Genomic DNA, 24,610 nt, shown 5'->3' on the forward strand with positions numbered 1-24,610 from the left:
CGGTATTAGCACCACTTTCGCGGTGTTGTCCCCAGCTTAGAGGCAGGTTGTCTACGCGTTACTCACCCGTTCGCCACTGAATTCGCTAGTTCGAGGTTCGATTGCTCGAAGTTCGATTTTAATGTTAGCAATTGATCTATCAATTGCTTCATCATACTTCGATCCTCGAATTCTCGAACCTCGAACCCGCGAAATTCCGTTCGACTTGCATGTGTTAGGCACGCCGCCAGCGTTCGTCCTGAGCCAGGATCAAACTCTCCAATAAAGTGCATGCCGTCTATATAACATATAACTTTTTACCGCCACTTTCATAATAGAGTAAACAAGTCACTTTATCAGAAGAGACAGGCAAAAGTTCAAAGTCATAATTGACTACATATTATTGAAGCCATTTGTTGGCTCTCAAATCAAAAAATTATTTATTGACGTTGAATTATCACAAATGATAATTCAACCGCACATCTGGCTTTTGATGCATTACTTACATTGTTCAGTTTTCAGGGAACGCATCACCGCATTGCGGCAACAGCTTTTATATAATAGCATAGTGCCTTTTGTTGTGTCAATACCGGTTTTAGTGGTAATTTTTACTTTTCAAACCGCAATCAACTTTATATATATTATCACGCACACTACAGGGTGTCAATATTACTATTTGTCGAAATTTATCATGAAACTTCGTGATAAATGACTTGGTTATATTATCATATTGATTATTAGTGTCTATAGACATAAGAAAAGACTTGGTTTGTGCCAAGTCTTTCAGGACGCCGGCAGAAGCCGCCGTTCTTACTTATTAACAGAAAGGTTATACTTTCTGTTAATGTAAAAAACATCGTATATAAACGATGTTTAGCAATAGCATTCAATGTACTCTTCCGTCAATCTGTCAAGTTTTTGCTGCATTTCCCTGATTGTTCCTGCTGTAAAATTAAATTCCTGTAAATCATCACTATGGAGCAGAGATGAAAGTTTATCTATCTGCTTTAATAATTGAAGCTTTTTCATTAGTATTACTACACTCTCCCTTAATTTTTGAACTGAATATAATATTAACAACTCTTGTTATCGTTGTAAATAAGTTTAAATAATCACAGAAGAGTAAGTTTATTCTAATAAATCAGCATGTTTATAAAAATTTCTTTAAAGCTGCACCATTAAGATAATTACATTGCTTTCCCTGCCAAGTATCACGTGTCAGCATCTCTTCTTCAATTGCTTCACGAATCTTCCACCAGCCAGTTTGCCAATTAGTAAAGAGCGTATTGGTCTCCGGCGCTCGCCCAATAAGTCGTTGAATAACAATATCGGGGTGAAGATATTCAAGAAATGCCACTACTCTCTCAACATATTCTTCCTTACTAATCAGTGCAATCTCACCTTTTTGATACCAATCAGCCATTACCGTATTTTTGACAATATATAACGCATGCAGTTTAACTTGGTCAACCCCAATTGCTGAAAGGATCTTTGCACTTTCTATTGTATCACTCATATCATCCCAAGGAAGATTGAGGATTAGATGTGCACATACATCCATCGACCAACGTTTAACGCGCAGCGCAGCATCAATAAATTCGGCAAGAGTATGACCACGATTTATTTTTACGAGAGTATGATAATTTACCGTCTGCAACCCTAGTTCAATACTTATATCAATGTTATGCTTTTCCTTGATTGTCGCCAGCATCTCCAAATAGTTGTCATTAATGCAATCAGGCCTGGTTGCCAACGCAATAGCAACAATATCTTCCTGGCAGGCTTCCAGTACATGTTGTTTTAATTGTTCAACCGGCAAATACGTATTGCTAAAATTTTGGAAATAGGGGATGAATTTTTTAGCTTTATATTTAGGCGCAATATGGGCTTTGTTTGCAGCCAATTGATCACGGACAGTTAGTGAGGCTGGCAAATTTTCGTAGCCGGCACCAATTTCACCGCAAAATACACATCCTTGCCGGCCGCACTGCCCATCGCGGTTTGGACATGTTACCGGTAAACTCACGGGTAATTTGTATACTTTTTCGCCATACTTTTGGCGCAGATAGTCAGAATACCTGTTATATCTGGTTCCAGAAGTCATCATAATTGATCACCTGATAAGATGTTTTTAAATTTTGATAAGAGAAAAGTACCGCAACCTCGCGTTTGTCCAATTTTTCAGCACCTTGTAAATACGCGGGAATGTCCACACGAAATACTTCTATATGATAAGTTCTTTTTATATCCCGCCAGGAAGTAAAGGTAAAATCAGGCAAATATCGCCGAACACAATCACTATTTCGCCAAAAGGCAGTTTTATAGTCAGCCCATTTATCGTTTGCCGCCTGATTTACTTGGTTCCATGGTAAAAATTCAGGACGAACTGTTCCGTGCTCACTCATAAGTGCATCAAATTTCAAAAGTTCATCATAGGTCTGTCTGGCACTCGGATAAAACTCAGTACAAAATTCAGCCATATACCGATATAGATTCTTAGCGCTATGAGCAACAAGCTGATACCCATGCCGTTCCCAATAACCAGCCACTTGACTGTAAAAGGCAAACGCTCCGCCGCCGCTAAGCTGAATAAGCCAGGGCAAACTATAGCGAAAACGCCCGCTATTATATATCTGTTCAAAGACTTCCTCTAAAATCTTAAGATGTCTGATCACCGTATAATCCATATAGTTGTTTGCCAAAACTTCGTACGGGGCAGTAGCCATGGCTATATAACCATGGCTGGCGGCATTCTGCCTGATGCCTGAGCCTTTAAGCAATTTTAAAAATCCGATTTGCAGCATATCTGGCTGAAGGCCGTAAACATCGTTAAAGGATTGGGCAAAAGCTGTACTATTTTCATAGGGCAAACCCACAATTAAATCCAAATGCAAGTGAATGTTGCCATATCTCCTGATTTGACCAACATAATTTACGATTTTCGTCCAGTTGTTATGTCTTTTTATAGCCGCAAGAGTTTGTTCATTTGTCGATTGAATACCAATTTCAAATTGAAATCTCCCCGCCGGCACCTGCTCAAGAAACTCCACCACTTCCTGATCCCAAATGTCGGCTGCAATCTCAAAATGAAAATTAGTCCGGCATGTTTGCCGCGCCAAAAATTGCAATATAGGAAAATAATGCTCTTTACGGGCATTAAACGTGCGATCAACAAATTTAACCTGCTTTACGTTATGTTCAATAAAGAACCTTAGATCACGCAGTACCTTCTCCAAGCTAACATACCGCACACCGGCAGTTATGCTCGATAAACAGTACTGGCAGCCAAAAGGACAGCCGCGCGAGCTTTCATAATACAGTATTTTGTCTTTAAGATCCTCCATATCTGCGTGCATATAAGGAAAGGGAATGTCATCAAGTCTGGCAACTATTTGCGGTTTACCGGCAATAACGGTTCCCGCTTGCCGATAGGCTAAGCCAGGAAGGTTGCCCGTTCGCTGTCCTGCACGCAACGTTGCCAGCAGGGTATCCAAGGTTTCCTCACCTTCACCTAATACGATATAATCAATAGCCGTATACTTCCGTAATAGTTCTTCAGGTTGATAAGATACCTCCGGCCCCCCCAGAACGATAATCGTTTTCGGCTGTACTTTTTTTATGAGGTCGGCAAGCTGCAAAGTTGCCTCTATGTTCCAGATATAGCAAGCTAAGCCGATGACATCAGCCTGGTAGGAAAAAAGGTCGCTAACTATCGCCAGCAACCCATTATTGACCGTGTATTCGCGAACAACTATGTTCCGGCCCGGGGCTTGGCAAAAGGACGCTAAATAACGCAATGCCAATGATGAATGAATATATTTGGCATTCAATGTTGCCAGTGCAATGTTCATAATCATTCTCCCATCCACAATCTCCCTGCAAGTATAGTGGTTTCGGACTAACTTGTCAAATCTAGTGCCTTGACCGGATTAGATATAGTGCTATTCACCAATAAAATGAGCTCTGCATAAAATAAATTAAGGTAAACATTATCTTAAAGCTCACTATACTGCGTAAGGATGGTGAAAACGATGCGCATTATGCTTGACGGGCGCTATCTACCTGGTAATGCCCGCGTCAACCGTGATTTATTAATAACGCTTCGCAACATAGCGAAAGCATTAAAATTTGGAATTCGTTATGACGCCCAACGGGAACTTGTTCTAATAAACTCCAAAGATTCCTCCATACCGCCACTGCCAAGCGAACATCTTGCAGACGAAAGAACCGAAGATGAAAACGCCCGCCTTGCAGGCAAAGTTATTTGTCTTGACCCCGGACATGGCGGCAGTGACCCGGGTGCACTTGGGCCAACCGGTACAACGGAAAAAGACAATACCCTGGCGATTGCTTTATCACTGAAGGAAAAACTGGAAAAAAACGGTGCCACAGTGGTTATGACCAGGGATAGCGATAGCGAAGTAGTTTCCGCAGAAACCAGCGCTGCGGAAGATCTCAGCACACGGGTAGATATTGCCAATCAGTCGGAAGTAGATTTATTCATTAGCATCCATAATGATGCATTCTCCAGCCAGACAGCCGCCGGCACAACCACTTTCCACTACGGCGACAAAGATTCTATTAAATTAGCCAATCTTGTCCAACAGGGACTCTGTGAAAAACTCGGTACTAAAAATAGAGGGGCTCGCTTTGCCAGCCTGTATGTATTGCGGTATACGAATATGCCTTCTATTTTAATTGAAATCGCTTTTATCTCCAACATGGTAGAAGAAATGCTATTATCCAGTGTAGATGGCCGGGATAATGCAGCTGAAAGCATTTGTGACAGTATATTAAAATATTATAAAGTATAGGAATTATTTTATTTAGGGCATGCTATACCCAGGAAATACCACCCTATCTGACTAATATAATATATATTATATAATGTAAACTCTCAAAAGGAAGTGTTTTCATGCCAGAACCATCTACCACATTGCCCTCCCGTGACCAAATAAAACCTGAGTATAAATGGAAAATGGAAGATATCTATGCCACAGAAGATCTATGGCAAGCTGATTTTGACACTCTCAAGGGATATTTACCAAGAATTATGGAATATAGAGAAACCCTATCGCAATCAGCCGCCAGACTTGCTGACTGTTTAAAACTGCGGGATGAAATCAGTATTATGGCCGGCAAATTGTTTGCCTATGCACGCTTGCACCGTGATGAAAATACCGCCAATGCCAAATACCAATCACTTGTTGGCAAAGCCGAAGGATTGCTGGCGGACTTAGGTGCAGCCAGTTCATTTATTGAACCGGAAATACTCGCTCTGCCTGATGCCACATTAGCACAATTCCGCAACAATGAGCATTTGGCTGATTATACCTTCTACTTTGATAATCTGGCCCGTCAAAAACAACACGTACTATCCCCGGCAGAGGAAGAAATCCTAGCCAGAGCAGCCGAAGCAACCCAGGCAGCAGAAAATATTTTTAACATGCTGGCACATGCAGATATGACCTTCCCTGACATTACTGACGAAAACGGAAAAACGCTCACCCTGAGCGAAGGCCGTTACCGTTCCTTAATTATGTCGCCTGACCGCCGGGTTCGTAAAGATGCCTTTCTCGGGTTATTTGGCGCGTATAATGCCCTGCGTAATAGTTTTGCTGCCATACTGACAGGCAATGTAAAGAAAAACATTTTTTACGGTCGCACCCGTAGATTCACTTCCACTTTAGAATCTGCTTTGTCTGATGGCAATATTCCGGTAAACGTTTACAATAATCTGCTGACCACCGTCAACAACAACCTAGAACCCCTACACCGTTACGTTGCTCTCAAGAAAAAAGCGTTGAAACTAGACAATATCCATATGTATGATTTGTATACGCCGGTGGCTCCCAATACAAAATTTAATATACCTTACCCGGATGGCCTGCAGCTAGTCCGTGACGGGCTTGCCCCGCTAGGTCCCGAATATGCAGCAGTTTTAAATAAAGGACTGACCTCCGGCTGGATAGACGTCTATGAAAATAAAGGGAAACAAACCGGCGCTTACAGCTGGGGGGTGTATGATGTTCATCCTTTTGTTCTTTTAAATTATAATAAACGTCTGGAAGATGTCAGTACCCTCGCCCATGAAATGGGGCACGCTATCCATAGTTATTACAGTCAGGCTTCCCAACCCTATGCGACTGCTGAATATACGATATTTACAGCCGAAGTAGCCTCGACCACCAATGAAATTCTCCTCAATAACCACCTTTTAAAAACAACGGCCGACAAACTAAAAAAACTATATTTAGTAAACCAATACCTCGAAATGGTGCGTACCACTGTTTACCGGCAAACTCTGTTTGCTGAATTCGAGAAATCCATCTATGAAAAGGCGGAAGAAGGTGAAACTCTTACTGCAGACTTACTGGATGAAATGTGGCATGCGCTTAACGCCAAATATTATGGTTCTGAAATAGTAATTGATCCCGAAATTAACACAGAATGGGCGAGAATCCCGCATTTCTACTGGAATTTCTACGTTTACCAATATGTTACCGGTTATGCTGCAGCAACCACCCTGGCAGAAAAAATGCTTACAGAGGATGCCGCAGCCCAACAGCGGTATATTAACTTTCTTAAAAGCGGCGGCGCCGACTATCCTATTACTATTCTCAAAAACGCCGGTGTCGATATGTCTACCCCGCAGCCTGTTGAACTTACTCTGAATAAGTTTTCCAGCATGCTTGACGAGTTGGAAAATTTATTATCCAACTCTTGACAATTGGTCATATGGGGGTTATAGTGTTTATATGACAAAACATAATTGCTCTCGATGGCTAGCAACTTCATGTCTTGACCAACCGACAAGCAATTGTTTACGTCAAACACATATTACGGAGGTTGGTTAAACATGGAATTTCAAGACAAAGACCTTACCTGTAAAGAATGCGGTGCAACATTTACGTTTACCGCATCTGAACAAGCTTTTTATGCTGAGAAAGGTTTTCAAAATGATCCTTCTCGCTGCCCGGAATGCCGCTCAGCCAGAAAACGCCAAAACGGTGGCAATTCTCGTCCGCCACGCGAAATGTTTGATGCTGTCTGCAGCGCTTGTGGTTGTGAAACCCAGGTTCCTTTCCGTCCTACTGCCGGAAAACCTGTATACTGCCGCGAATGCTTTCAAGCAAATAGAAACTAGTTAATTCGCCAATTAGCAGGCCAGATTTATCTGGCCTGTTTTTTACATTACCAGAGAGGTTAGCCTTTCTGATAATAAGTAAGAACGACTAGGGCTTCTGCCGGCGTCCTGAGGGACTTGGCACAAGCCCAGTCTTTTTTTATGTCTGTAAATAAGATTGCTTTCCGCAGATTATTTATTTTTGTAATATATTTATCCTGCATGCAAAAACTATTACTAGCAAATGCGTTATCGCCCTGCCTATCCAAACATTAATTGAGGTTATTATGTCAAATATCAAACCCATGTTGGCTAAAACCGGGCAGTTGCCTGCCAGCCAAAGTGAATATAGTTTTGAGATTAAATGGGATGGGATTAGAGCTCTCTTTTATCTGCAAAAAGACGGCTACAAAGTAATGAGCCGTAATCTTAAAGATATCACTTTTCAATATCCTGAGCTTGCGAGTCTGGCAGCAACTGCCGGACGCTGCCAGAGCGAATTGATTCTCGATGGTGAAATTGTGGCTTTTGATAGCGCCGGACTTCCCTCCTTTTCCTTACTTCAACACCGGATGGGGGTAAAAGACAACGCGGTTATCGCTAAACTACAAGAAAAAGTACCCATAACCTATATAATTTTTGATATTTTATCTCTTGACAATTGCTCTCTCTTGAAAAAAAATTATCTTGAACGTCGCTTTCTATTGGAAAATCTCGCTTTACACGATATCCATTGGCAGACCCCGGCCTATAAAACGGGCGACGGTAAAGCAATTCTTACAGCCAGTCGCCAGCTAGGCTTAGAAGGGATTATCGCCAAGCGCCTGGACAGTCATTACGAAGCAGGTAAACGCAGCGGTGCCTGGCTCAAAATCAAAAACCAACGCCGCCAGGAACTCGTTATTGGCGGCTGGATCCCAGGGCAGGGTTCCCGTAAAGGAAAAATTGGTGCACTGCTGCTCGGCTACTACGATAAAGCCATCCGGGACGTTAAATCTAGTGGTAATTCCCAGCAGTTATTATATGCGGGCAAAGTTGGCACCGGCTTTACTCAGTCAACACTCTCATCACTTGCCAAACTATTGTCTCCGTTAGAAAAAACGAGCAGTCCATTTACCCCAGACCCGGGAATTAAGGGCGCACAATTTGTTGATCCGGTTTTAGTCGGTGAGTTCGAATTTACTGAATGGACGCCCAATCATACCCTCCGTCATCCATCTTTTAAAGGATTAAGAAATGATAAAGATCCCCGCCAGGTTATTCGTGAAGACTAAAGAACTGGAGGTAATCGCCTATGCCCCGTCCTATGTGGAGTGGTTCAATCAGTTTTGGTCTTGTCAACATTCCTGTAAAACTTTACAATGCCGTCAGAAAGAAATCCATTAACTTTAATCAACTGCGGAAGTCAGACGGTTGCCGTATCCGCCTAAAAAAAGTCTGCCCGGCCGACGGTGCAGAAGTTCCTGCTGAGAATATTGTAAAAGGATATCAAATTTCTCCTGACCAATACGTAATTGTCACCAGCGAGGAACTGGAAGCGGTTCAGCCCAAAAACGCCCGGACAATTGCCATTGAAGATTTTGTTCAATTAGACCAAATTGATCCGTTATATTATGATAATTGTTATTACCTCACCCCCGATAAAGGGGCAGGCAAAGCCTATTCTTTATTATTAACAGCTATGCGGCACAGCGGAAAGATCGCTATTGCCCGGGTCGTCATGCGTAACAAAGAATATCTCACCGCCATCCGTCCTGCCGGCAAAGCACTGGCCCTTTCGACCATGCACTTTGCCGATGAAATCATTGCCGTTGACGAACTGGAAGATTTGCCAATAGACATTCCCGAACCGGATAAACGGGAATTGGCTATGGCCGAACAATTAATCAATTCCCTTTCAACCGGCTTTGAACCGGAAAAATACTATGATCAATATTATCAACAGGTAATGGCCATGCTGGAGAAAAAGGCTGAGGGGCAAATCGTAGTAAGTCAGCCTGAAGTAAAAGAAAAAGGCAAAGTAATTGACTTAATGGCAGCTCTTGAAGCCAGCATTTCGGCCATAAAAAACAAACCCGAAAATGGCAGGGAAAAGCAGATTAAAAATTCTGCTAGTAAAACCAGAAAGAAAAAAGCCCATGCCTAATAATAACAAAACGAAAACAAGTATTGAGGTAGCCGGACGCACACTAAAAATCGGCAACCTTGATAAAATATTTTATTCTGCCACAGGTTTTACCAAAGGCCAGATGCTTGACTACTACATTCGTATAGCCCCTGTTCTTTTACCCCACCTTGCCAATCACCCGTTGACTATGAAGCGCTATCCGCATGGTGCGCAGGGCAAATTTTTCTATCAAAAAGAATGTCCCTCTCCCCGTCCGGACTGGGTCAAAACCATACCGGTATGGAGTAGAGGTAATAACCGCAACATTAATTTTTGCAATGCCATTGATCTGCCAACCTTGGTATGGGCTGTCAACCTGGCTGCACTTGAATTGCATACTTCCCTGTCAGTAGCTCCGGCAATAAGCCGTCCCTCGCTGCTGGTGTTTGATCTTGACCCCGGTCCGCCGGCCACTATTATTGAATGCGCTCAAGTCAGCTTACTGTTAAAAGAATATTTTGACAGGCATAATCTGCAAAGCTTCCCAAAAACATCAGGCTCAAAAGGTCTGCAGGTTTATCTTCCACTAAATACACCGGTAAATTATGACACAACTAAAAATTTTGCCAGAGCTTTAGCAACTCGCTTTCAACAAAAATACCCTGACCAGATTGTTGCCAATATGAAGAAAATACTACGCACGGGCAAAGTATTTATTGATTGGAGTCAAAATGACGAACATAAAACAACCGTCTGCGTTTATTCGCTGCGTGCCAGGGAGCATCCAACCGTATCAACTCCGGTAACCTGGCAGGAAGTTACCCAGGCTCATAAACAAAGAAACCCCGATTTACTCACCTTTGAAGCAGCTCAGGTACTGGAACGTGTATCTCAGACGGGTGATTTATTTTCTCCAGTGCTAACTCTTAGGCAAAAACTGCCTGCCATACACTAAAAAGAGAGCCCGCCGCAGCAATAGCAAGAAAAAGGCCGCAGTTCACACTTACGCGAACTACGACCTTTTTTATTAAGACTTAGGGCCGGCAGCAATAATTTCAGAAGAAACATTATGTTTAAACTTGCTAAAGTTTTGAGCAAACAGCCGGGCAAGTTCCCTTGCTTTTTGCTCGTAAGCTGATTTATCTATCCAGGTATTTCGGGGAATCAAAACTTCACCCGGCACGCCTGGGCAGCTTTCCGGTATATAAATATTAAAAATGGGGTCCAACTGGTAAGAGACATCCTTCAACAATCCCTCAATTGCCGCAGTCACCATAGCCCTGGTATAAGCTAGTTTCATCCTTTTGCCAATACCATAGGGACCACCTGACCAACCGGTATTAATTAAAAACACACTGGTTTGATGGCGCGTGAGTTTTTCACCCAAAAGCTTTGCATACATATTGGCTGAAAGCGGTAAAAACGGCGCTCCAAAACAAGCTGAAAAAGTAGCCTGGGGTTCAGTAATGCCGCGTTCTGTACCGGCAAGTTTACTGGTATAGCCTGATAAAAAATGATACATTGCTTGTTCGGCATTGAGCTTGGCAATTGGCGGCAATACGCCAAAAGCATCTGCTGTTAAGAAAATGATCGTTTGCGGATGACCGGCCACTCCGGGAATCAAAGCATTGGGGATATATTCCACCGGATATGCAACTCTGGTATTTTCGGTAAATGAACCATCATCAAAATCCGGTTGGCGGGTTGCCTTGTCAATGGCTACATTTTCCAGGACGGCGCCAAACCGAATCGCCTCCCAGATCTGAGGCTCAGTCTCACGCTTTAGACCAATACATTTGGCGTAGCAGCCACCCTCAATATTAAAAATTCCCCGTTCACTCCACCCATGTTCATCATCACCAATTAATTGCCGGTCAGGATCTGCCGACAAGGTAGTTTTGCCGGTACCGCTTAATCCGAAAAACAGGGCTGCATCGCCTTTCATGCCAACATTAGCGGAACAATGCATGGAAAGCACGTTGCGTTCCGGTAAAATATAATTCATGACTGTAAATATTGATTTTTTCATTTCTCCGGCATAATGGGTCCCCCCAATAAGCACCAATCGTTTGTCAAAATTTAGAACGATGAAGGCTTCGGAGGCAGTACCATCAACAGTAGGAGCAGCCTTAAAATCCGGTAGACAAATTACGTTAAAATCGGGAGTCATGTCAGACTGATCTATCTCACTGCCAATAAACAGTTGATGCACAAATAAATTTTGCCAGGCAAATTCATTAGTAAACCGGACATGAATACGATTTTCCGGATCTGCTCCTGCGAAACCGTCAAAAACAAAGATTTCCCTTTTCTGCATATAGGCCTGCATTCTATGGTATAACTGGTCAAATTTCTCTGGGGAAAAAGGCTTATTTTCTCCCCAGGCAATCTTCTCATGCACTGCGGGTGAATCAACAATAAACTTGTCATGTGGTGAACGGCCGGTATATTTACCGGTAGTAACCTGAAGCGCACCACTAGCGGTCAGCTGACCTTCCCCTCTTAGAATGGCGGTCTCTACCAATTGCGCCGGACTTAAACCACGATGCACACTCCCTGTCATATTCTCTACTCCCTTATTTTATCTGTAATGTCGTTTTTACTACCGTTGGCATATCTTGTTTTTGGCATACCATTGTATGACGGATAGCTTTATGTTCGAGCGCGGCCAGCGCCGGCGGCACAGGCTTGTTAATCAGTTGAGACAACTGTTGTAAAACCGCAAATCCAGACTGTTCCGCAAAACTACCAGCTCCGGCTAGTGCGCTTAGCACTGTCTCGTTAAATTTAAACGGACTGGCGGTTGAAACAATAATCGTCGGCGTTGTATCACCGGTTTGACCGCGATAAGCATCTGCAACCTGCCAGGCAACAGCCGTATGCGGATCAAGAGCATATCCGTACTTTTTAAATACCCGGCCAATGGTTACTGTTGTTTGCGCATCATCCACCCAGCCGGCGGGAAACACCTCTTTAAGCGCCGCTAAATGATTATCGCCAATTTTATACTCACCGGTCGTATTAAGTTCTTCCAGCCAACGGCCGACCTGCTTGGCATCCTGCTCAGTAACATGATACAACAGCCGTTCCAAATTACTTGAGATAAGTATATCCATTGAAGGTGAGTATGTCTTATAAAACCTGCGGTTACGATTGTACACACCGGTCATAAGAAAATCGGTCAAAACATTATTACTATTTGATGCACAAATCAGTTTCTTAATAGGTAATCCCATTTGTTTCGCATAGAAACCGGCTAAAATATTGCCAAAGTTACCTGTTGGAACAACAAAATTAACATTATCCCCCTGAGCAATCTGCTGACTGTTAACCAAATCGGCGTAAGCACTAAAATAATACACAATCTGCGGCACTAGCCGCCCCCAGTTAATTGAGTTGGCTGACGAAAGTTTAAAGCCATTGGCCGCAAGTTCAGAGTTAAAAGTACTATCGTTAAATATCCGCTTTACACCGGTCTGCGCATCATCAAAGTTGCCTTGCACCGCAAAAACCTTGAGGTTTTTCCCTTCCTGGGTAACCATTTGCAGACGTTGAATTCGGCTTACTCCTTCTTCAGGATAAAAAACCATAACCTTTGTCTGTTCGACATCCTTGAACCCTTCCAGAGCTGCTTTTCCCGTATCCCCCGAAGTCGCAACCAGAATAACAATTTCGGTCTGTTCGCCAATCTTTTTGAGTGCACAAGTTAAAAGCCTGGGCAGCAATTGCAGCGCCATATCTTTAAAAGCACTGGTTGGCCCATGCCATAATTCTAAGACAAAAACTCCTTTGTCAATCTTGACGACAGGAGCCACCGCCGGATCGCTAAATTTACCATTTCCGTAAGCACCGGCTACGCAGCTTTTGAGTTCATCTTTCATATAATCAGTTAAAAATAATTGCAAGATAGTAGTTGCCCGCTCTTGATAACTAAGCGAACTTAACCCGGCAATAAACTGTTCGTCTACACTGGGAATCGCTGCCGGTACAAACAAGCCGCCATCAGGAGCTATCCCCCGGGCAATGGCTTGGGCTGCCGTCAGCTTCTCTACCTGGCCGCGTGTACTAGTAAAATACATACCAAAAACTCCTCCCGCTAAGAGCAATACTGCTTATGATTCCTTGGCATTAACGATATGTTTCTCGGACACATATCCGCCGTTATAACAAACAAACATGGCAGCGGCAAAATCAAGCACCTCATTTAATTCCGCAGCACCGACACTCTCGTCGGCATAAATAACAGCCAACAAATTTCGTGTTGCCAGATTAACGGCCGTACGACGCGAATCGGCCGTAGGATTGCCGAAAACGCCAATATTATCCGCCAAAAAAGGCTTATTATCAGTAGAAACTTCTTTACCTGCTATATTCGTATAGTACCCTTCTGTTGCCCGGACATAGGCAACATCACCAACGATTTTGCCCAAATCATACAGGCCGAAGGGCAGCAGAAACTTAATTGAACAATAATTATTAACATCCACTGCACTGTTAACATAGTATAAGTATTTTTTCTGCAGCACACGCCGCACCAAAGCCTCAGATGCCGGCCGGTAACGGGCCGGATCAAAGTTAAGCTTTTTATACATATTTCGCACTGAAAGAATCCGGGGAAGCTTTGGCAAAATATCCATGTCATAGGCTTTAGCCACTTCAATTTGCAATTTATCAAATTCCTGGTTTAACGCAGGCGGCGTTCCCCGTACAATAACGTCATTAATAATTAAATATCCTAAGTGGCAATTAGGAACAACATGACTAATACTCTCATGTATAGTAAGTTTCATAATAAAAAAACTCCTCCCCGGACAAAAGCTGACTAATCCTGACTACCGCGGGCGATTGGGCAAACCTGAGCGTTTACCGCCTGCACCAAATGGTCAGGCGACAGGATAATCTGACACCCTCGCACACCGGCACTAATGGCAATGACCTGCCAGTTTGTTGCGCTTATATCTAAAAAAACAGGATAGCGCTTTTTCGGCCCTAATGGTGAAACACCGCCGCGTACATACCCGGTAAGCGGCTGCACCTCCTTAAGTGCCACCATTTCCACTTTTTTATTACCACTGGCGGCTGCTAAAGCTTTTAAATCAAGTTCATCAGCCCCTGGTATGCAGGCCATAATGACTCCTGTCTTATCGCCTCTGGCTACCAGAGTTTTAAAAACCTGCTTATCCGGCATTCCCACTTTATTTGCCACATTTTGCGCGCTTAAATCATTCTCATCAACTTTATATTCACGCAGTTCGTAATTAAATTTGAGACCATCTAAGATTCTGGCAGCATTTGTTTTCATCTTACTATAAACTTCTCCTCCGATTCCTCCATCACGGCAATTCATTTATCACATAATCATTATACCGCAAAATTATCATCATTCAATCGTAATAAGCTGATAATCAAGTGATCCCATCCCGATTTTTGCCGCATGTTCCACCTGGATCATCGCATCATGATGGGCATAGGACATTTCTGCCAACGTTCTGCCATGCGCTTTGGCGGTAAGATCAAGCGTGGCTTTATCAATGGCCACCGGATCGTCAGAAGCCAGCAGGCCAATATCCGGAATCAGTTTAGTCTGGTTAACCGCAAAACAATCGCAGTCTTTCGTCATGTCAATGAGCACATTAAAATAGAAGCTCTTACCCGCTTTACCGATAACACTCCCATAGGCATGTTCAGCCATACTCCGTTGGATATAGCCTGACTCGGCATTCCAGTCATATTTTACGGCATCGAACCGGCAAACAGCCAGGCACTCTCCGCAGCCAATACACTTTTCAGTAACAATATGCGCTTTGCCGTCTTGCTCAATAATAGCATTCTGCGGGCACCATTTGATACATTTCTGACAATACTGGCAGGATTTGCGATTAATTTCCGGCATCATCGCGGAGTGTTGACGCATTTTCCCCATACGACTGGACAATCCCATCCCAATATTTTTGATGCATGCTCCCAGACCAGTCGCAGGATGGCCTGTTGGATGAGAAACTACCAGCAATGCATCGGCGCTGACAATTTCTCTGGCAACCTTGACCGTCTTATGCAGTTCACCGTTGATTTCAACTTCAAACTCTGTATTTCCAGTTAAGCCGTCAGCCATAATGAAAGGAGCACCGACATTTTCGATGCCAAACCCGTGTTTATGGGCATGTAAGATATGCTTTACCGCATTCTCCCGTTCCCCTTTATAGAGCGTAGACGTCTCGGTTAGAAAAGGCTGACCGCCCAACTTTCTGGTCTTTTCCACCAGTTCCTTAACTATTTCCGGTTTAATATGCGTTGTATTTTGCTTCTCACCAACATGAATTTTTATCGCCACAAAATCGTTGCCGCCAATTACCTGCGCCGCACCGGAAGCATCAAAAATCTTTGCCATAGCGTTAGCCTGTGCAGCGGGCGGCAAAGCATCCTTAACGGGAATAAAGTAAACTTTGGCAATCAAAATTATCCCTCCGCAGTTAATTTTTATCGATATCTCTTGTATTTTTCCACAGTATATTATTGTTTCCTCAATTTGTCAATCAATTACACTTCGCGTATAGAAATTAACGCCGCCGGCAGATAAACAGTTACGAGCGCGGTAAGCCGCGCCCGTAGTCACCAGTCCAGTGTCATGTATTTTACTTTTACATTAGGTATTTGTTTCAATTCTTCTTCAATTTGCTTTGTTGGTACATTCTCACCACATAGCTGCAAAAGAATAATACCCGTATTGGTACAAGAGTCTACGGCCGCATCGTGAAGACCCAGTCGCACGCGGATGTAGCAGCCATATCGTGTCAGCACATCCTGAACTTTGACAGCTGTTTCCACCCTGTTATCCTGGATAATGGCCATAATTGTCGAGCAGTTGGTCATGTAAGCAACACCTCCGCCATATTATTCCTGTCAAAACGCGTAAACTGCTAGGCACAGCACAAGACATGGTTCTTTATACTATTTTGCCATAAATAGTATAAAATCCTTCTTACTATTATGGCAAAATTAGATAATTTTAACACAAAGTTTCCAATATTTAAAGGATTTATCCATATTATGTTGAACTAGTAATTGTTATAAATACTACTATCATTCTGATATTGTGAGGTTTTTATGAACGAGCCAGACGAAAATCGGAAAATAATCGAACAATCCATTGAATATCTTGTTCCCGGAATGGAATTAGCCCGTGATGTCTGTTCAAGTGATGGTAAAGTATTATTTAGTCAAAATAGCATTCTTGCCCAACATAACATTCAAAAACTAATCAGTTGGCAAATTCCTAAAGTGTTTGTCTACGCGGAAGTTACCACCGCCAATCCGATTATCGACCCCAAATTGCAAAAATTCCTTAATACGTATAACCAATCGGTCACAGTCGTACAAAAAGCTTTCGACGATATCCGCTCTACCCAGGAAATCCCTATCGACACCCTTGCGGCAACCGCTGACGATATTGCCGCCGGTGTTGCCGAGACAGGCAATATCATTGACCGTCTGTATAATTTACCACCCTGCGACGATTATACCATGTATCATAGCGTCAATGTAAGTGCTATTTCCGCCCTTATTGCTATTTGGCTTAAGTATCCGCCGGAGTCTGTCAATGCCATTTCTTTAGCCGGTTTGCTGCATGATGTCGGCAAATCCTGCTTACCGACGGAACTTTTAAATAAACCCAACAAACTTCCGCCAAATCAATATGAAGAATATATGAAGCACGTTACCCTGGGATATGATTTGGTTAGAAAAACTCCCAACATATCGCAAAGCATTGCCACAGCCGTTTTCCAGCATCATGAAAGGCGGGATGGCAGCGGTTATCCAGGCGGCCTTACGGACTTCCATATCCATCCTTATGCAAAAATCATCGCGGTAGCGGATTTATATGATGAAGGGATGACCATTAACTGTGAAAACCCGCAGTCTAAATTAAGTCCCTATTTGAGCCTGCAAAAGCTGCGTGAGAATGTCCACCGCTTAAATCCCAAGGTTTGCATTATTTTCACTGATAATATGGTTAATTTTTTATCCGGTAATCAGGTAGCGCTCACAGACGGACGCCAGGGCCGCGTGGTATTTATTAATAAAGATCAGCCTGCGCGTTCCATGGTCCAATTGGATAATGGAACCGTTCTTGATTTGTCTGAACAAACCGAAGTCAGTATCCATTACATAATACGTTAATCTCAAACCGCCTTTTTAGGCGGTTTATTATATATTGTGTACTTTACCTTTTCCTATACGCATTATAGTATCTAATTAAGATTAAAATAAGGTAATATTAATAATTTAAGAAGGACAAGCACTCACCGGCAGCGAACAAAACATTGCATGGATTTATACGTAGGGGTGAATGGTATTTGCTAAAAATTGCTTTAGGCCAGATGGAGGTCCTGCCAGGCAGGCCGGACATAAATACGGATAAAATGTTATCCATGATTCAACATGCCCGCAACGAGCGAGCTGACTTAATTATCTTTCCGGAAATGGCTATCCCCGGTTATTTATTGGGAGATACCTGGGAACAACCGTCTTTTTTGCGTGATTGTGAAGCTTTTGGCCAGCAGATAATTGCTGCTTCCCGCGATATTTGCGTCATTTTTGGGAACGTTGCCGTAGACTGGGATAGGCACGGTGATGACGGCCGGGTTCGTAAACATAATGCCTGCTTTGTTGCGCAAGCTGGACGGCTTATTGGCACGTGCATTAAAACCTTGCAGCCAAACTACCGGGAATTCGATGATACCCGCCACTTTTTTAGCCTGCGAAAATTAGCTTTGGAACGCAACCAGAATATCGACAGCTTGCTGACACCGGTAACGGTAACGATAAGAAATGACAAATACCGTTTGGGCTGTATTATTTGCGAGGATGGCTGGAATGATGATTACAATATTGATCCCATTGCCATACTTCGCACGCAAGGCCCTCTTGATTTAATTATTAATATTTCCAGTTCTCCCTTTACTTTAGGCAAAAACAATAAACGCAACCGGGTATTTTCCAAACAGGCACAGGAAACCGGCGTACCGCTTATCTATCTCAATACTACGGGAATCCAGAATAATGGTAAGACAGTTTATACCTTTGACGGCTTTAGTACCGTATATAACCGCCTGGGAGAGATTATCGCCTATTGCCCCCCGTTTACAGAAACACTGGATTACCTTGATCTTCCCGTTAAAGCTGCAGGACAGGATCTTGCGCCAACCAGCGTACCTGATGACTCTACTATTGACAGCATATACCTAACACTCAGCTATGGCATCAAAAAGTTTCTACAGTCAATTGGTATGAACAAAGTTGTTATTGGCCTTTCCGGCGGCATTGATTCGGCAGTCAGCGCCGCACTCTTTGCCAGCATCTTACATCCGGAAAATATTTTATTGGTCAACATGCCCAGCAAGTTCAACTCTCAAACCACCAGGGATTTAGCCGCACAGCTGGCACAAAATCTCGGCTGCCTTTATACAGTAATGCCTATTGAACAATCAGTCGAATATACTGCCTCTCAAATTGCCGGTACACCCATAACCAATCTTGCTAATGGCCGTCAGTGCAACTTATTGGTTTCTTCTTTTGTACTTGAAAACATCCAGGCCCGCGATCGTTCCTCCCGGCTGCTGGCAGGTATTGCGGCTGCCTTTGGCGGCGGCTTCACGTGCAATGCCAATAAAAGCGAACTCACTGTAGGCTACTCGACCCTCTATGGCGACCAGGCCGGTTTTTTGGCAGCCCTTGCTGATTTATGGAAATATCAGGTTTATCAATTGGCCAACTACCTAAATGACAAAGTCTATGGACGGGAAGTGATTCCCCAGGCAATCATAGATTTAATGCCGAGTGCTGAACTTTCCTATGATCAGTCGGTTGACCAGGGCAAGGGCGATCCGATTATCTATGCCTATCATGATTACCTGTTCCGGGCTTTTATGGAACATTGGAACCGGGCAACTCCTGAAGATATTTTAAACTGGTACAGTCAGGGAACTGCTGTTCTTGAACAAAAATTAGGCTGCCAGGACGGCCTTATCAACAAATTATTTTCCAGTCCGCGTGAGTTTATTGAAGATCTTGAACGCTGGTGGCGTCTTTACACCGGCATGGCGGTAGCTAAACGGATTCAAGCTCCCCCCGTATTGGCTGTCAGTCGCCGGGTCTATGGGTTTGATCACCGTGAAGCCCAAAATCGTGTGTATTTTACCCAGGAATATCTAAGAATAAAAGACCGGTTATTATCTACCATGTAAGGGATTGGAAGAATTAACTGATCTTGCTCTTTATAAACGCAACCAACTACAGTGTATTCAAAAAGCGCGGAACATTTTGTTTCCGCGCTTTTCTTAATAAACTATTTTCTTAACATCCGCAATAACCAAATACCTATAACCGCAGCGCCAACAACCAATAAAATAAACATGAGTAAAGGAAGAAAAAAGAATAGTAATACAGCTAAAGCGGCAGCTACCATTAATTTACCGGTCCAGCCGTAACATCCAAAAGAAAGGTTGATTCGCTTGATCCGCGGCGCGCCAGTGAATTCATAGTTGCCGTACTGCCGGCGGTTATCATTAATGGTATCGTCCTCAATGGTTATGCCATTAAAATTATCACGTTCCTGATGACTTAGTACGGTTACTTCCAATTTTTGGCCACAGTGAGGACAGTCCACGCCTGGTTGTGCTTGCTCACCACAATTAGGGCATTGCATAGTTTCCCCTCCTGATGCTTATTGTAAATCATATAGCAACGAGACAATACCTTCTTCACTTAAGTATCTGGGATCATATTTTTCCAGCTTCAATGCCTCGAAAATCTTACTCCGATTGGCACTAATACTCGATTTGCCTACTGCCATTTCCTCGGCTAATGTATCCACCGGCAACTCGGACTCACCGTTATTAATCTGTGAATAAGCCTGAATAACAGCAGCCGCCCATACAGCCGGTTTGCGAATAGTAACGGTGGCAATTTTGGAGAAATCTCGCCAAAGTTTCTGTGCCAAAACAGCATCATGCCAGGAATAACCAAATTTAGGCATAAAGATTGCAATTGATTCTGTTACGGCTTTATTAACAGTTTTGTTATCATCTGTGGGTTGGGGAAAGTTGCGTTCAACCTGAGCATAGGAAGTCACATTGACCCTGGCCCAGGTAGCCAGCAAATCAATCGTATGTCTTACGGCATTAGCATGCCGCCCGACAAAATCATCCCAGGTAGCTCCGGTCTGCTGCAATTCCAGCATTGCTTTCTGCCGGTTTATCTCTTCCTTTATCCGCCGGCGTAAATTATTACTAATTTCAACGCTAGTGATAAAATTAATCATAACAAGTTCATGTTCTTCCTGCTGCAAAAAGACATGCCCATAAAACAACAATTTTTTGATAAGTTTATAATCGTAATTAGGATTAGGCAGGCGGAACTTTTCATCAGTCAGCAGATTGACACACTCAACCCAATCCTGGTTAATTACGCTTTCAACATAAAAGACGGTAAATTTTGCCCCCATAAGCTCATGCAATATCTTCCGTTCCTCATCGGTCAGCCGGTCTTTGTAATCGATACTAAACTGATTAATCGGCGTACGGTCATTTGTCAACAAGTGATAGTCAAATAAAAAATAATCCCAAAACTCCAACCAAAATTCATCGTCATTTTCATCTTCCGGCATTTGTCCAAGTGGTCCTAAATAGAGGACAAGCGCCCGGTCAAAATCCTCGATAAAATTTTCCTGTTGAAAATAGGAGCTAAATTTTAGCATTAACCGTTCTACCGCTTCTCCCACAATGCGGCCAATATCTTTTGGTAAGGTCAAAGAAGATTTTGTCTGTTGCTGGGTTTCCTCATCCCCTGATTCAATGAATCTTAGTCGCTTACTTCCAGTCATAAACTGTGCTGCCTGCTCAATTTCTGCGGTATCAAAAGTTATCTTTTTGGTAGTCAGGTAGTCGTAAAATTCCCGTAATATGGCAAAAAAATGACTTACCGTCTTGACGTTAGGCTTAAATTCTTCTATTTGAACAATCATCCATTCAACGGCTAAACTATATTCAGCCGCCGTCATCTCATCAATTGCCACATCGCCAGAATAGGCTAAATAGGATACGAACATTTGAAGATTGCGCCACAAATCCCGTAAATTTTCATCATCGGCTCCCTGCCACGCCTTCTGCCGCAAAAATCCTTCCACCCATTCCCTTTTTATTGCAGAATTCCATTCCAGTTCTTCGTCAAAAAAGATCTGGACTTCATCGTAAACATTTTTTATATTGGTCATGGTAAACATTTAACTCCTTTAAGCACTTTAACGAACCTTATTATACCACGATTACCCCCTCTAAACCAATAGTGTTACGGTGACTGTTTACGATATGCCAGAATATACTTACTTTTTCCCTTGCCAAATGATTGTCAGTTATTAAAAAAAATGTTATTCTGAGAAAATGGAGGGACCAATATGTCAGAACAGTTGCTGATTGAATTGATCGAGAGGATGAGCGTGGCGGCCACGCTTGCCTTTGTATTGTCTCAAACCAATATATTCAGACGCCTGATTAACCGCCGCAACACCCCTAAGGATGCCGTTCTTCTTACCATCTTCTTTGGTCTTATCGGTATTACAGGCACCTATGCGGGTATTCCTGTCAACGATGCCATTGCTAATTCCCGGGTTGTCGGCGTTATGGCAGCCGGACTTATTGGCGGTCCTTTTATGGGATTATCAGCCGGTCTGATAGCCGGCGGCCACCGCTATCTGTTAGGTGGATTTACCGCCTTTTCGTGTGCGCTAGCCAACGTGTGCGAAGGCCTGTTAGCCGGCATAATCCAGAAACGCTATCCTGGCCGGCCTATTCCGTGGTGGCTCGCTCTTTTGGCGGGTGTTTTGGGAGAAACCATGCAAATGGGCATCATTTTATTAACGGCACGACCCTACTACATGGCGGCCGAACTTGTCGGTGAAATTGCCGTGCCGATGATTGTTGCCAATTCCCTGGGGTTAGCCGTATTTATGCTGATGATTAAGACCGCTATGGTTTCTCAGGAGAGAATTGGTGCCGAACAATCCCATAAAGCGCTTGATATTGCCAATAAAACCTTACCTTATTTAAGACGCGGGCTAAATGCAGAGTCAGCTCACGCGACGGCTCATATCATTTTGGCCACTGCCGGCTATGATGCTGTTGCCATTACTGATACCGAGCGAATATTGGCTTTTATTGGGGCGGAGAGTTCCCATCATGCCCCTCCCGCTAATATCACGCTGACAACGGCCACCCGTCAAGTTCTCGCCACCGGACATATGCAACTTGCTCAGGACAAGACCGGTATTGGCTGTTCCCATACCGGTTGTCAGTTATTAAGCGCTATTATTGTCCCGCTAAAATGTGCCGATAGAGTGATCGGTGCATTAAAACTCTACTATACCCGCAAAAATGCCATCGGCCAGTCGGATCTTGTTTTCGCTACCGGCTTAGCTCACTTATTTTCTACGCAACTTGAACTTACTGAAATTGACCATCAGTCAAAAATGGCCGCCAAGGCCAGACTGAAAGCCCTGCACGCTCAGATCAATCCGCACTTTTTATTTAATACCTTAAACACGATAATTTCACTTGTCAGGACAAAGCCTGACCTGGCGCGGGATCTGCTCATTAAACTAAGCGCCATCTTCCGTTATACCTTGCATAAGACCGGACAAAACATTACTATTGACGAAGAATTAGCCCAAGTCCGAGCGTATCTTTCCATTGAGCAGGCCCGCCACGGCGAAAAACTTGTCATAAAAGAAACAATCGATCCCGGGCTTGGTCACTACCGGATTCCCTCACTTACCATCCAGCCGCTGGTTGAAAATGCTATCAAGCACGGCCTGCAGCCAAAACCTGCAGGCGGAACACTTACCCTTAAAGTTACCGATTGCGGACAAGCTATTGAAATTAACATTATAGATGACGGTATCGGCATGGATTTAGAGGCTCATAATCCGCTTGAGCACCCCAGCGGCGAAAGCATTGGCCTAATTAATGTACATGAACGACTCTATGGCCAGTACGGTGCCAGTTACGGCTTAACGCTTGCCAGTCAGCCTAATCAAGGTACCACAATTACACTGCGTTTTCCTAAAATTCTAACTGACGAGGTGGATGACTGTGCTTAAAGCCATTATTGTCGATGATGAACTGCCTGCCCGCGACGAACTAAAATTTTTATTGTCTCAGCTGTCAAGCATTAGCGTAATCGGCGAGGCGGATAACGGTCCAACAGCAGTCGGCCTCGCCGCCCAGCTTTGCCCTGACGTAGTTTTCCTGGACATTCAAATGCGCGGCATGAACGGAATTGAAACAGCGCTGGCGTTAAGAACCGCTTCACCGCAATCCCTTATTGTGTTTGCTACAGCCTATGATGAATATGCGATTAAAGCCTTTGAGATTGGCGCTGTCGACTATCTGTTAAAGCCTTTTGAAGGGGAGCGGGTAACTGCCACCGTACTGCGTTTGGAAAAATATCATCCTGAAGAATGGCAGCTGGCTGCCAACCGTCTGGACCAAACGTTAACTTCTGTCATTAAACAGCCGGTACACAAATTAGCCGTTGAAAAAAATGGAAAAATCGTATTAATTGATTATGATGATATCATCTATGTCCATACCCAAACCGGCTCAGTCAGTGTTGTAACCGAAAAGGGAGAATACACCTACACCGGCACACTGTCAGAACTACAGGAACGGTTGCGCGGGACGACTATTTTACGGGTACATCGAAGTTATCTCGTCCATATGGGCAAAGTCAAGGAGATAATTCCCTGGTTTAAAGGAACTTACTGGCTTAAGCTCCCGGTTCCCGGTACTAGCGACCTTGAAATTCCTGTCGGCAAGGGGCAAATTAAGAAACTTAAAGAATTATTAGGACTAAAATAAACTGTCCAAATTTAATACCTAACAGAAAATAATTCTTGACTGGAAGCATTCTATTTGCTATAGTATTAATGATTATTGTCATATGGGTATAGACCTCTATTTAGAAAAAGTAAATTTCGCCGAATCTTTCTTGTTCTAATTAGTAATTGGTAGTAGTCGAAGGTAATTGCGGCTGATTGCGTTCTCTGACGTAATAATTACCAATTTAGAATTAAGGAGGAATCGATAATGAAACAGATTACATCATTAATTAAACGCCTTTCATTTCTGGGTTATTGTACCTTTGAAATTAAAAGTATCATTAAAGAAGCTATTGGTATTGACATCATTAATGATTTAAGCGTTTCTCAGGAAATTGCCGTTATTCAGCAGCTTGAAATGTATGAACAATTAGGGCTGAATTATTTACAAACATATAGTAAATAAAAGTAATAAAGTGGAGACATGACTATGTCTTCACTTTATTTATTATATTATCTTTCTTAT

The 24,610-nt window shown here is 43.2% G+C and carries 22 protein-coding genes and 1 rRNA gene; 11 read left to right on the forward strand and 12 right to left on the reverse strand.

Annotated elements, in window-relative coordinates:
- From BLR65_RS18160 to BLR65_RS18170, 4 genes are all read right to left on the reverse strand, one after another.
- Positions 1 to 265, reverse strand: a 16S ribosomal RNA gene (locus BLR65_RS18160); the annotation flags it as partial.
- Positions 266 to 852: 587 nt separating this feature from the next.
- Positions 853 to 1,008 carry a hypothetical protein gene (locus tag BLR65_RS29890; protein WP_169716981.1) on the reverse strand — a complete coding sequence of 52 codons (156 nt, stop codon included), beginning with the start codon at positions 1,006 to 1,008 and terminating at the stop codon, positions 853 to 855.
- 121 nt (positions 1,009 to 1,129) lie between these two features.
- The gene (mnmL, locus tag BLR65_RS18165; RefSeq protein WP_093795661.1) at positions 1,130 to 2,083 is read right to left on the reverse strand and encodes a tRNA modification radical SAM protein MnmL/YtqA; all 954 of its coding nucleotides are present in this window, start codon (positions 2,081 to 2,083) and stop codon (positions 1,130 to 1,132) included.
- Positions 2,061 to 3,830, reverse strand: coding sequence for a B12-binding domain-containing radical SAM protein (locus tag BLR65_RS18170; RefSeq protein ID WP_093795597.1), 1,770 nt, complete (start codon positions 3,828 to 3,830; stop codon positions 2,061 to 2,063). Before BLR65_RS18170 ends, mnmL begins: the two co-directional genes overlap by 23 nt.
- A 168-nt stretch (positions 3,831 to 3,998) precedes the next feature.
- On the opposite strand from BLR65_RS18170, the gene BLR65_RS18175 reads away from it, so the two are divergent.
- The 6 genes from BLR65_RS18175 (at position 3,999) to ligD (BLR65_RS18200) (ending at position 10,167) form a co-directional block, all read left to right on the forward strand.
- On the forward strand, positions 3,999 to 4,793 hold the full coding sequence (locus BLR65_RS18175; RefSeq protein WP_245692897.1) for an N-acetylmuramoyl-L-alanine amidase family protein: 795 nt from the start codon (positions 3,999 to 4,001) through the stop codon (positions 4,791 to 4,793).
- Positions 4,794 to 4,894: 101 nt separating this feature from the next.
- The gene (gene pepF / locus BLR65_RS18180; protein WP_093795599.1) at positions 4,895 to 6,706 is read left to right on the forward strand and encodes an oligoendopeptidase F; all 1,812 of its coding nucleotides are present in this window, start codon (positions 4,895 to 4,897) and stop codon (positions 6,704 to 6,706) included.
- Positions 6,707 to 6,838: 132 nt separating this feature from the next.
- The gene (locus tag BLR65_RS18185; protein ID WP_093795600.1) at positions 6,839 to 7,126 is read left to right on the forward strand and encodes a zinc-ribbon domain containing protein; all 288 of its coding nucleotides are present in this window, start codon (positions 6,839 to 6,841) and stop codon (positions 7,124 to 7,126) included.
- Positions 7,127 to 7,392: 266 nt separating this feature from the next.
- Entirely contained in the window at positions 7,393 to 8,379 is a 987-nt protein-coding gene (gene ligD / locus BLR65_RS18190) for a non-homologous end-joining DNA ligase (protein WP_093795601.1), read from the forward strand.
- A gap of 20 nt (positions 8,380 to 8,399) precedes the next feature.
- Entirely contained in the window at positions 8,400 to 9,251 is an 852-nt protein-coding gene (ku, locus tag BLR65_RS18195) for a non-homologous end joining protein Ku (protein WP_093795602.1), read from the forward strand.
- Positions 9,244 to 10,167 (forward strand): non-homologous end-joining DNA ligase, encoded by a 924-nt coding sequence (gene ligD / locus BLR65_RS18200; protein ID WP_093795603.1) that lies wholly within the window; start codon positions 9,244 to 9,246, stop codon positions 10,165 to 10,167. The genes ku and ligD (BLR65_RS18200) overlap by 8 nt, the downstream gene beginning before the upstream one ends.
- Before the next feature lie 72 nt (positions 10,168 to 10,239).
- On the opposite strand, the gene pckA is transcribed toward ligD (BLR65_RS18200), so the two are convergent.
- From pckA to BLR65_RS18230, 6 genes are all read right to left on the reverse strand, one after another.
- Entirely contained in the window at positions 10,240 to 11,775 is a 1,536-nt protein-coding gene (pckA, locus tag BLR65_RS18205; protein ID WP_093795604.1) for a phosphoenolpyruvate carboxykinase (ATP), read from the reverse strand.
- 13 nt (positions 11,776 to 11,788) lie between these two features.
- Positions 11,789 to 13,291 (reverse strand): threonine synthase, encoded by a 1,503-nt coding sequence (thrC, locus tag BLR65_RS18210; protein ID WP_093795605.1) that lies wholly within the window; start codon positions 13,289 to 13,291, stop codon positions 11,789 to 11,791.
- A 33-nt stretch (positions 13,292 to 13,324) separates the two neighbouring features.
- Positions 13,325 to 14,002 (reverse strand): B3/B4 domain-containing protein, encoded by a 678-nt coding sequence (locus BLR65_RS18215; protein WP_093795606.1) that lies wholly within the window; start codon positions 14,000 to 14,002, stop codon positions 13,325 to 13,327.
- Between the two features lie 32 nt (positions 14,003 to 14,034).
- Positions 14,035 to 14,514, reverse strand: a complete 480-nt coding sequence (gene ybaK, locus BLR65_RS18220; protein WP_093795607.1) for a Cys-tRNA(Pro) deacylase — start codon at positions 14,512 to 14,514, stop codon at positions 14,035 to 14,037.
- A 78-nt stretch (positions 14,515 to 14,592) separates the two neighbouring features.
- Positions 14,593 to 15,666, reverse strand: coding sequence for a DUF362 domain-containing protein (locus tag BLR65_RS18225; RefSeq protein WP_093795608.1), 1,074 nt, complete (start codon positions 15,664 to 15,666; stop codon positions 14,593 to 14,595).
- A 155-nt stretch (positions 15,667 to 15,821) separates the two neighbouring features.
- On the reverse strand, positions 15,822 to 16,082 hold the full coding sequence (locus BLR65_RS18230; RefSeq protein WP_093795609.1) for a CPF_0552 family protein: 261 nt from the start codon (positions 16,080 to 16,082) through the stop codon (positions 15,822 to 15,824).
- A 234-nt stretch (positions 16,083 to 16,316) separates the two neighbouring features.
- Here BLR65_RS18230 and BLR65_RS18235 point away from each other — a divergent pair, with 234 nt between their 5' ends.
- Together BLR65_RS18235 and nadE are read left to right on the forward strand one after the other, a co-directional pair.
- The gene (locus tag BLR65_RS18235) at positions 16,317 to 17,390 is read left to right on the forward strand and encodes an HD-GYP domain-containing protein (RefSeq protein ID WP_093795610.1); all 1,074 of its coding nucleotides are present in this window, start codon (positions 16,317 to 16,319) and stop codon (positions 17,388 to 17,390) included.
- Between the two features lie 176 nt (positions 17,391 to 17,566).
- Positions 17,567 to 19,456: an NAD(+) synthase gene (gene nadE, locus BLR65_RS18240; protein ID WP_093795611.1), complete on the forward strand. Its 1,890-nt coding sequence runs from the start codon at positions 17,567 to 17,569 to the stop codon at positions 19,454 to 19,456.
- 101 nt (positions 19,457 to 19,557) lie between these two features.
- Here nadE and BLR65_RS18245 read toward each other — a convergent pair whose 3' ends face one another.
- Positions 19,558 to 19,917, reverse strand: coding sequence for a hypothetical protein (locus BLR65_RS18245; protein ID WP_093795612.1), 360 nt, complete (start codon positions 19,915 to 19,917; stop codon positions 19,558 to 19,560).
- An 18-nt stretch (positions 19,918 to 19,935) separates the two neighbouring features.
- A complete protein-coding gene (locus BLR65_RS18250) occupies positions 19,936 to 21,483 on the reverse strand; it encodes a hypothetical protein (protein ID WP_143122611.1) in 1,548 nt (515 codons plus the stop codon).
- A 180-nt stretch (positions 21,484 to 21,663) separates the two neighbouring features.
- Here BLR65_RS18250 and BLR65_RS18255 point away from each other — a divergent pair, with 180 nt between their 5' ends.
- The 3 genes from BLR65_RS18255 (at position 21,664) to BLR65_RS18265 (ending at position 24,550) form a co-directional block, all read left to right on the forward strand.
- Positions 21,664 to 23,364 (forward strand): sensor histidine kinase, encoded by a 1,701-nt coding sequence (locus tag BLR65_RS18255; RefSeq protein WP_093795614.1) that lies wholly within the window; start codon positions 21,664 to 21,666, stop codon positions 23,362 to 23,364.
- Entirely contained in the window at positions 23,351 to 24,124 is a 774-nt protein-coding gene (locus BLR65_RS18260) for a LytR/AlgR family response regulator transcription factor (RefSeq protein ID WP_093795615.1), read from the forward strand. Before BLR65_RS18255 ends, BLR65_RS18260 begins: the two co-directional genes overlap by 14 nt.
- A 228-nt stretch (positions 24,125 to 24,352) precedes the next feature.
- On the forward strand, positions 24,353 to 24,550 hold the full coding sequence (locus BLR65_RS18265) for a hypothetical protein (RefSeq protein ID WP_245692899.1): 198 nt from the start codon (positions 24,353 to 24,355) through the stop codon (positions 24,548 to 24,550).
- Positions 24,551 to 24,610 lie beyond the last annotated feature (60 nt).

The sequence above is a fragment of the Sporomusa acidovorans genome, assembly GCF_900101845.1.
GTDB lineage: Bacteria > Bacillota > Negativicutes > Sporomusales > Sporomusaceae > Sporomusa > Sporomusa acidovorans.

Bases quoted from the DNA above. Each gene is read 5' to 3' on its own strand.
- BLR65_RS18215 (WP_093795606.1), bottom strand. From the start codon at position 14,002: ATGAAACTTACTATACATGAGAGTATTAGTCATGTTGTTCCTAATTGC.
- pckA (WP_093795604.1), bottom strand. From the start codon at position 11,775: ATGACAGGGAGTGTGCATCGTGGTTTAAGTCCGGCGCAATTGGTAGAG.
- BLR65_RS18250 (WP_143122611.1), bottom strand. From the start codon at position 21,483: ATGACCAATATAAAAAATGTTTACGATGAAGTCCAGATCTTTTTTGAC.
- BLR65_RS29890 (WP_169716981.1), bottom strand. From the start codon at position 1,008: ATGAAAAAGCTTCAATTATTAAAGCAGATAGATAAACTTTCATCTCTG.
- BLR65_RS18235 (WP_093795610.1), top strand. From the start codon at position 16,317: ATGAACGAGCCAGACGAAAATCGGAAAATAATCGAACAATCCATTGAA.
- BLR65_RS18230 (WP_093795609.1), bottom strand. From the start codon at position 16,082: ATGACCAACTGCTCGACAATTATGGCCATTATCCAGGATAACAGGGTG.
- mnmL (WP_093795661.1), bottom strand. From the start codon at position 2,083: ATGACTTCTGGAACCAGATATAACAGGTATTCTGACTATCTGCGCCAA.
- BLR65_RS18185 (WP_093795600.1), top strand. From the start codon at position 6,839: ATGGAATTTCAAGACAAAGACCTTACCTGTAAAGAATGCGGTGCAACA.
- BLR65_RS18260 (WP_093795615.1), top strand. From the start codon at position 23,351: ATGACTGTGCTTAAAGCCATTATTGTCGATGATGAACTGCCTGCCCGC.
- BLR65_RS18245 (WP_093795612.1), bottom strand. From the start codon at position 19,917: ATGCAATGCCCTAATTGTGGTGAGCAAGCACAACCAGGCGTGGACTGT.
- pepF (WP_093795599.1), top strand. From the start codon at position 4,895: ATGCCAGAACCATCTACCACATTGCCCTCCCGTGACCAAATAAAACCT.
- ligD (WP_093795601.1), top strand. From the start codon at position 7,393: ATGTCAAATATCAAACCCATGTTGGCTAAAACCGGGCAGTTGCCTGCC.
- thrC (WP_093795605.1), bottom strand. From the start codon at position 13,291: ATGTATTTTACTAGTACACGCGGCCAGGTAGAGAAGCTGACGGCAGCC.
- BLR65_RS18175 (WP_245692897.1), top strand. From the start codon at position 3,999: ATGGTGAAAACGATGCGCATTATGCTTGACGGGCGCTATCTACCTGGT.
- ligD (WP_093795603.1), top strand. From the start codon at position 9,244: ATGCCTAATAATAACAAAACGAAAACAAGTATTGAGGTAGCCGGACGC.
- BLR65_RS18255 (WP_093795614.1), top strand. From the start codon at position 21,664: ATGTCAGAACAGTTGCTGATTGAATTGATCGAGAGGATGAGCGTGGCG.
- ybaK (WP_093795607.1), bottom strand. From the start codon at position 14,514: ATGAAAACAAATGCTGCCAGAATCTTAGATGGTCTCAAATTTAATTAC.
- BLR65_RS18265 (WP_245692899.1), top strand. From the start codon at position 24,353: ATGAAACAGATTACATCATTAATTAAACGCCTTTCATTTCTGGGTTAT.
- ku (WP_093795602.1), top strand. From the start codon at position 8,400: ATGCCCCGTCCTATGTGGAGTGGTTCAATCAGTTTTGGTCTTGTCAAC.
- BLR65_RS18170 (WP_093795597.1), bottom strand. From the start codon at position 3,830: ATGAACATTGCACTGGCAACATTGAATGCCAAATATATTCATTCATCA.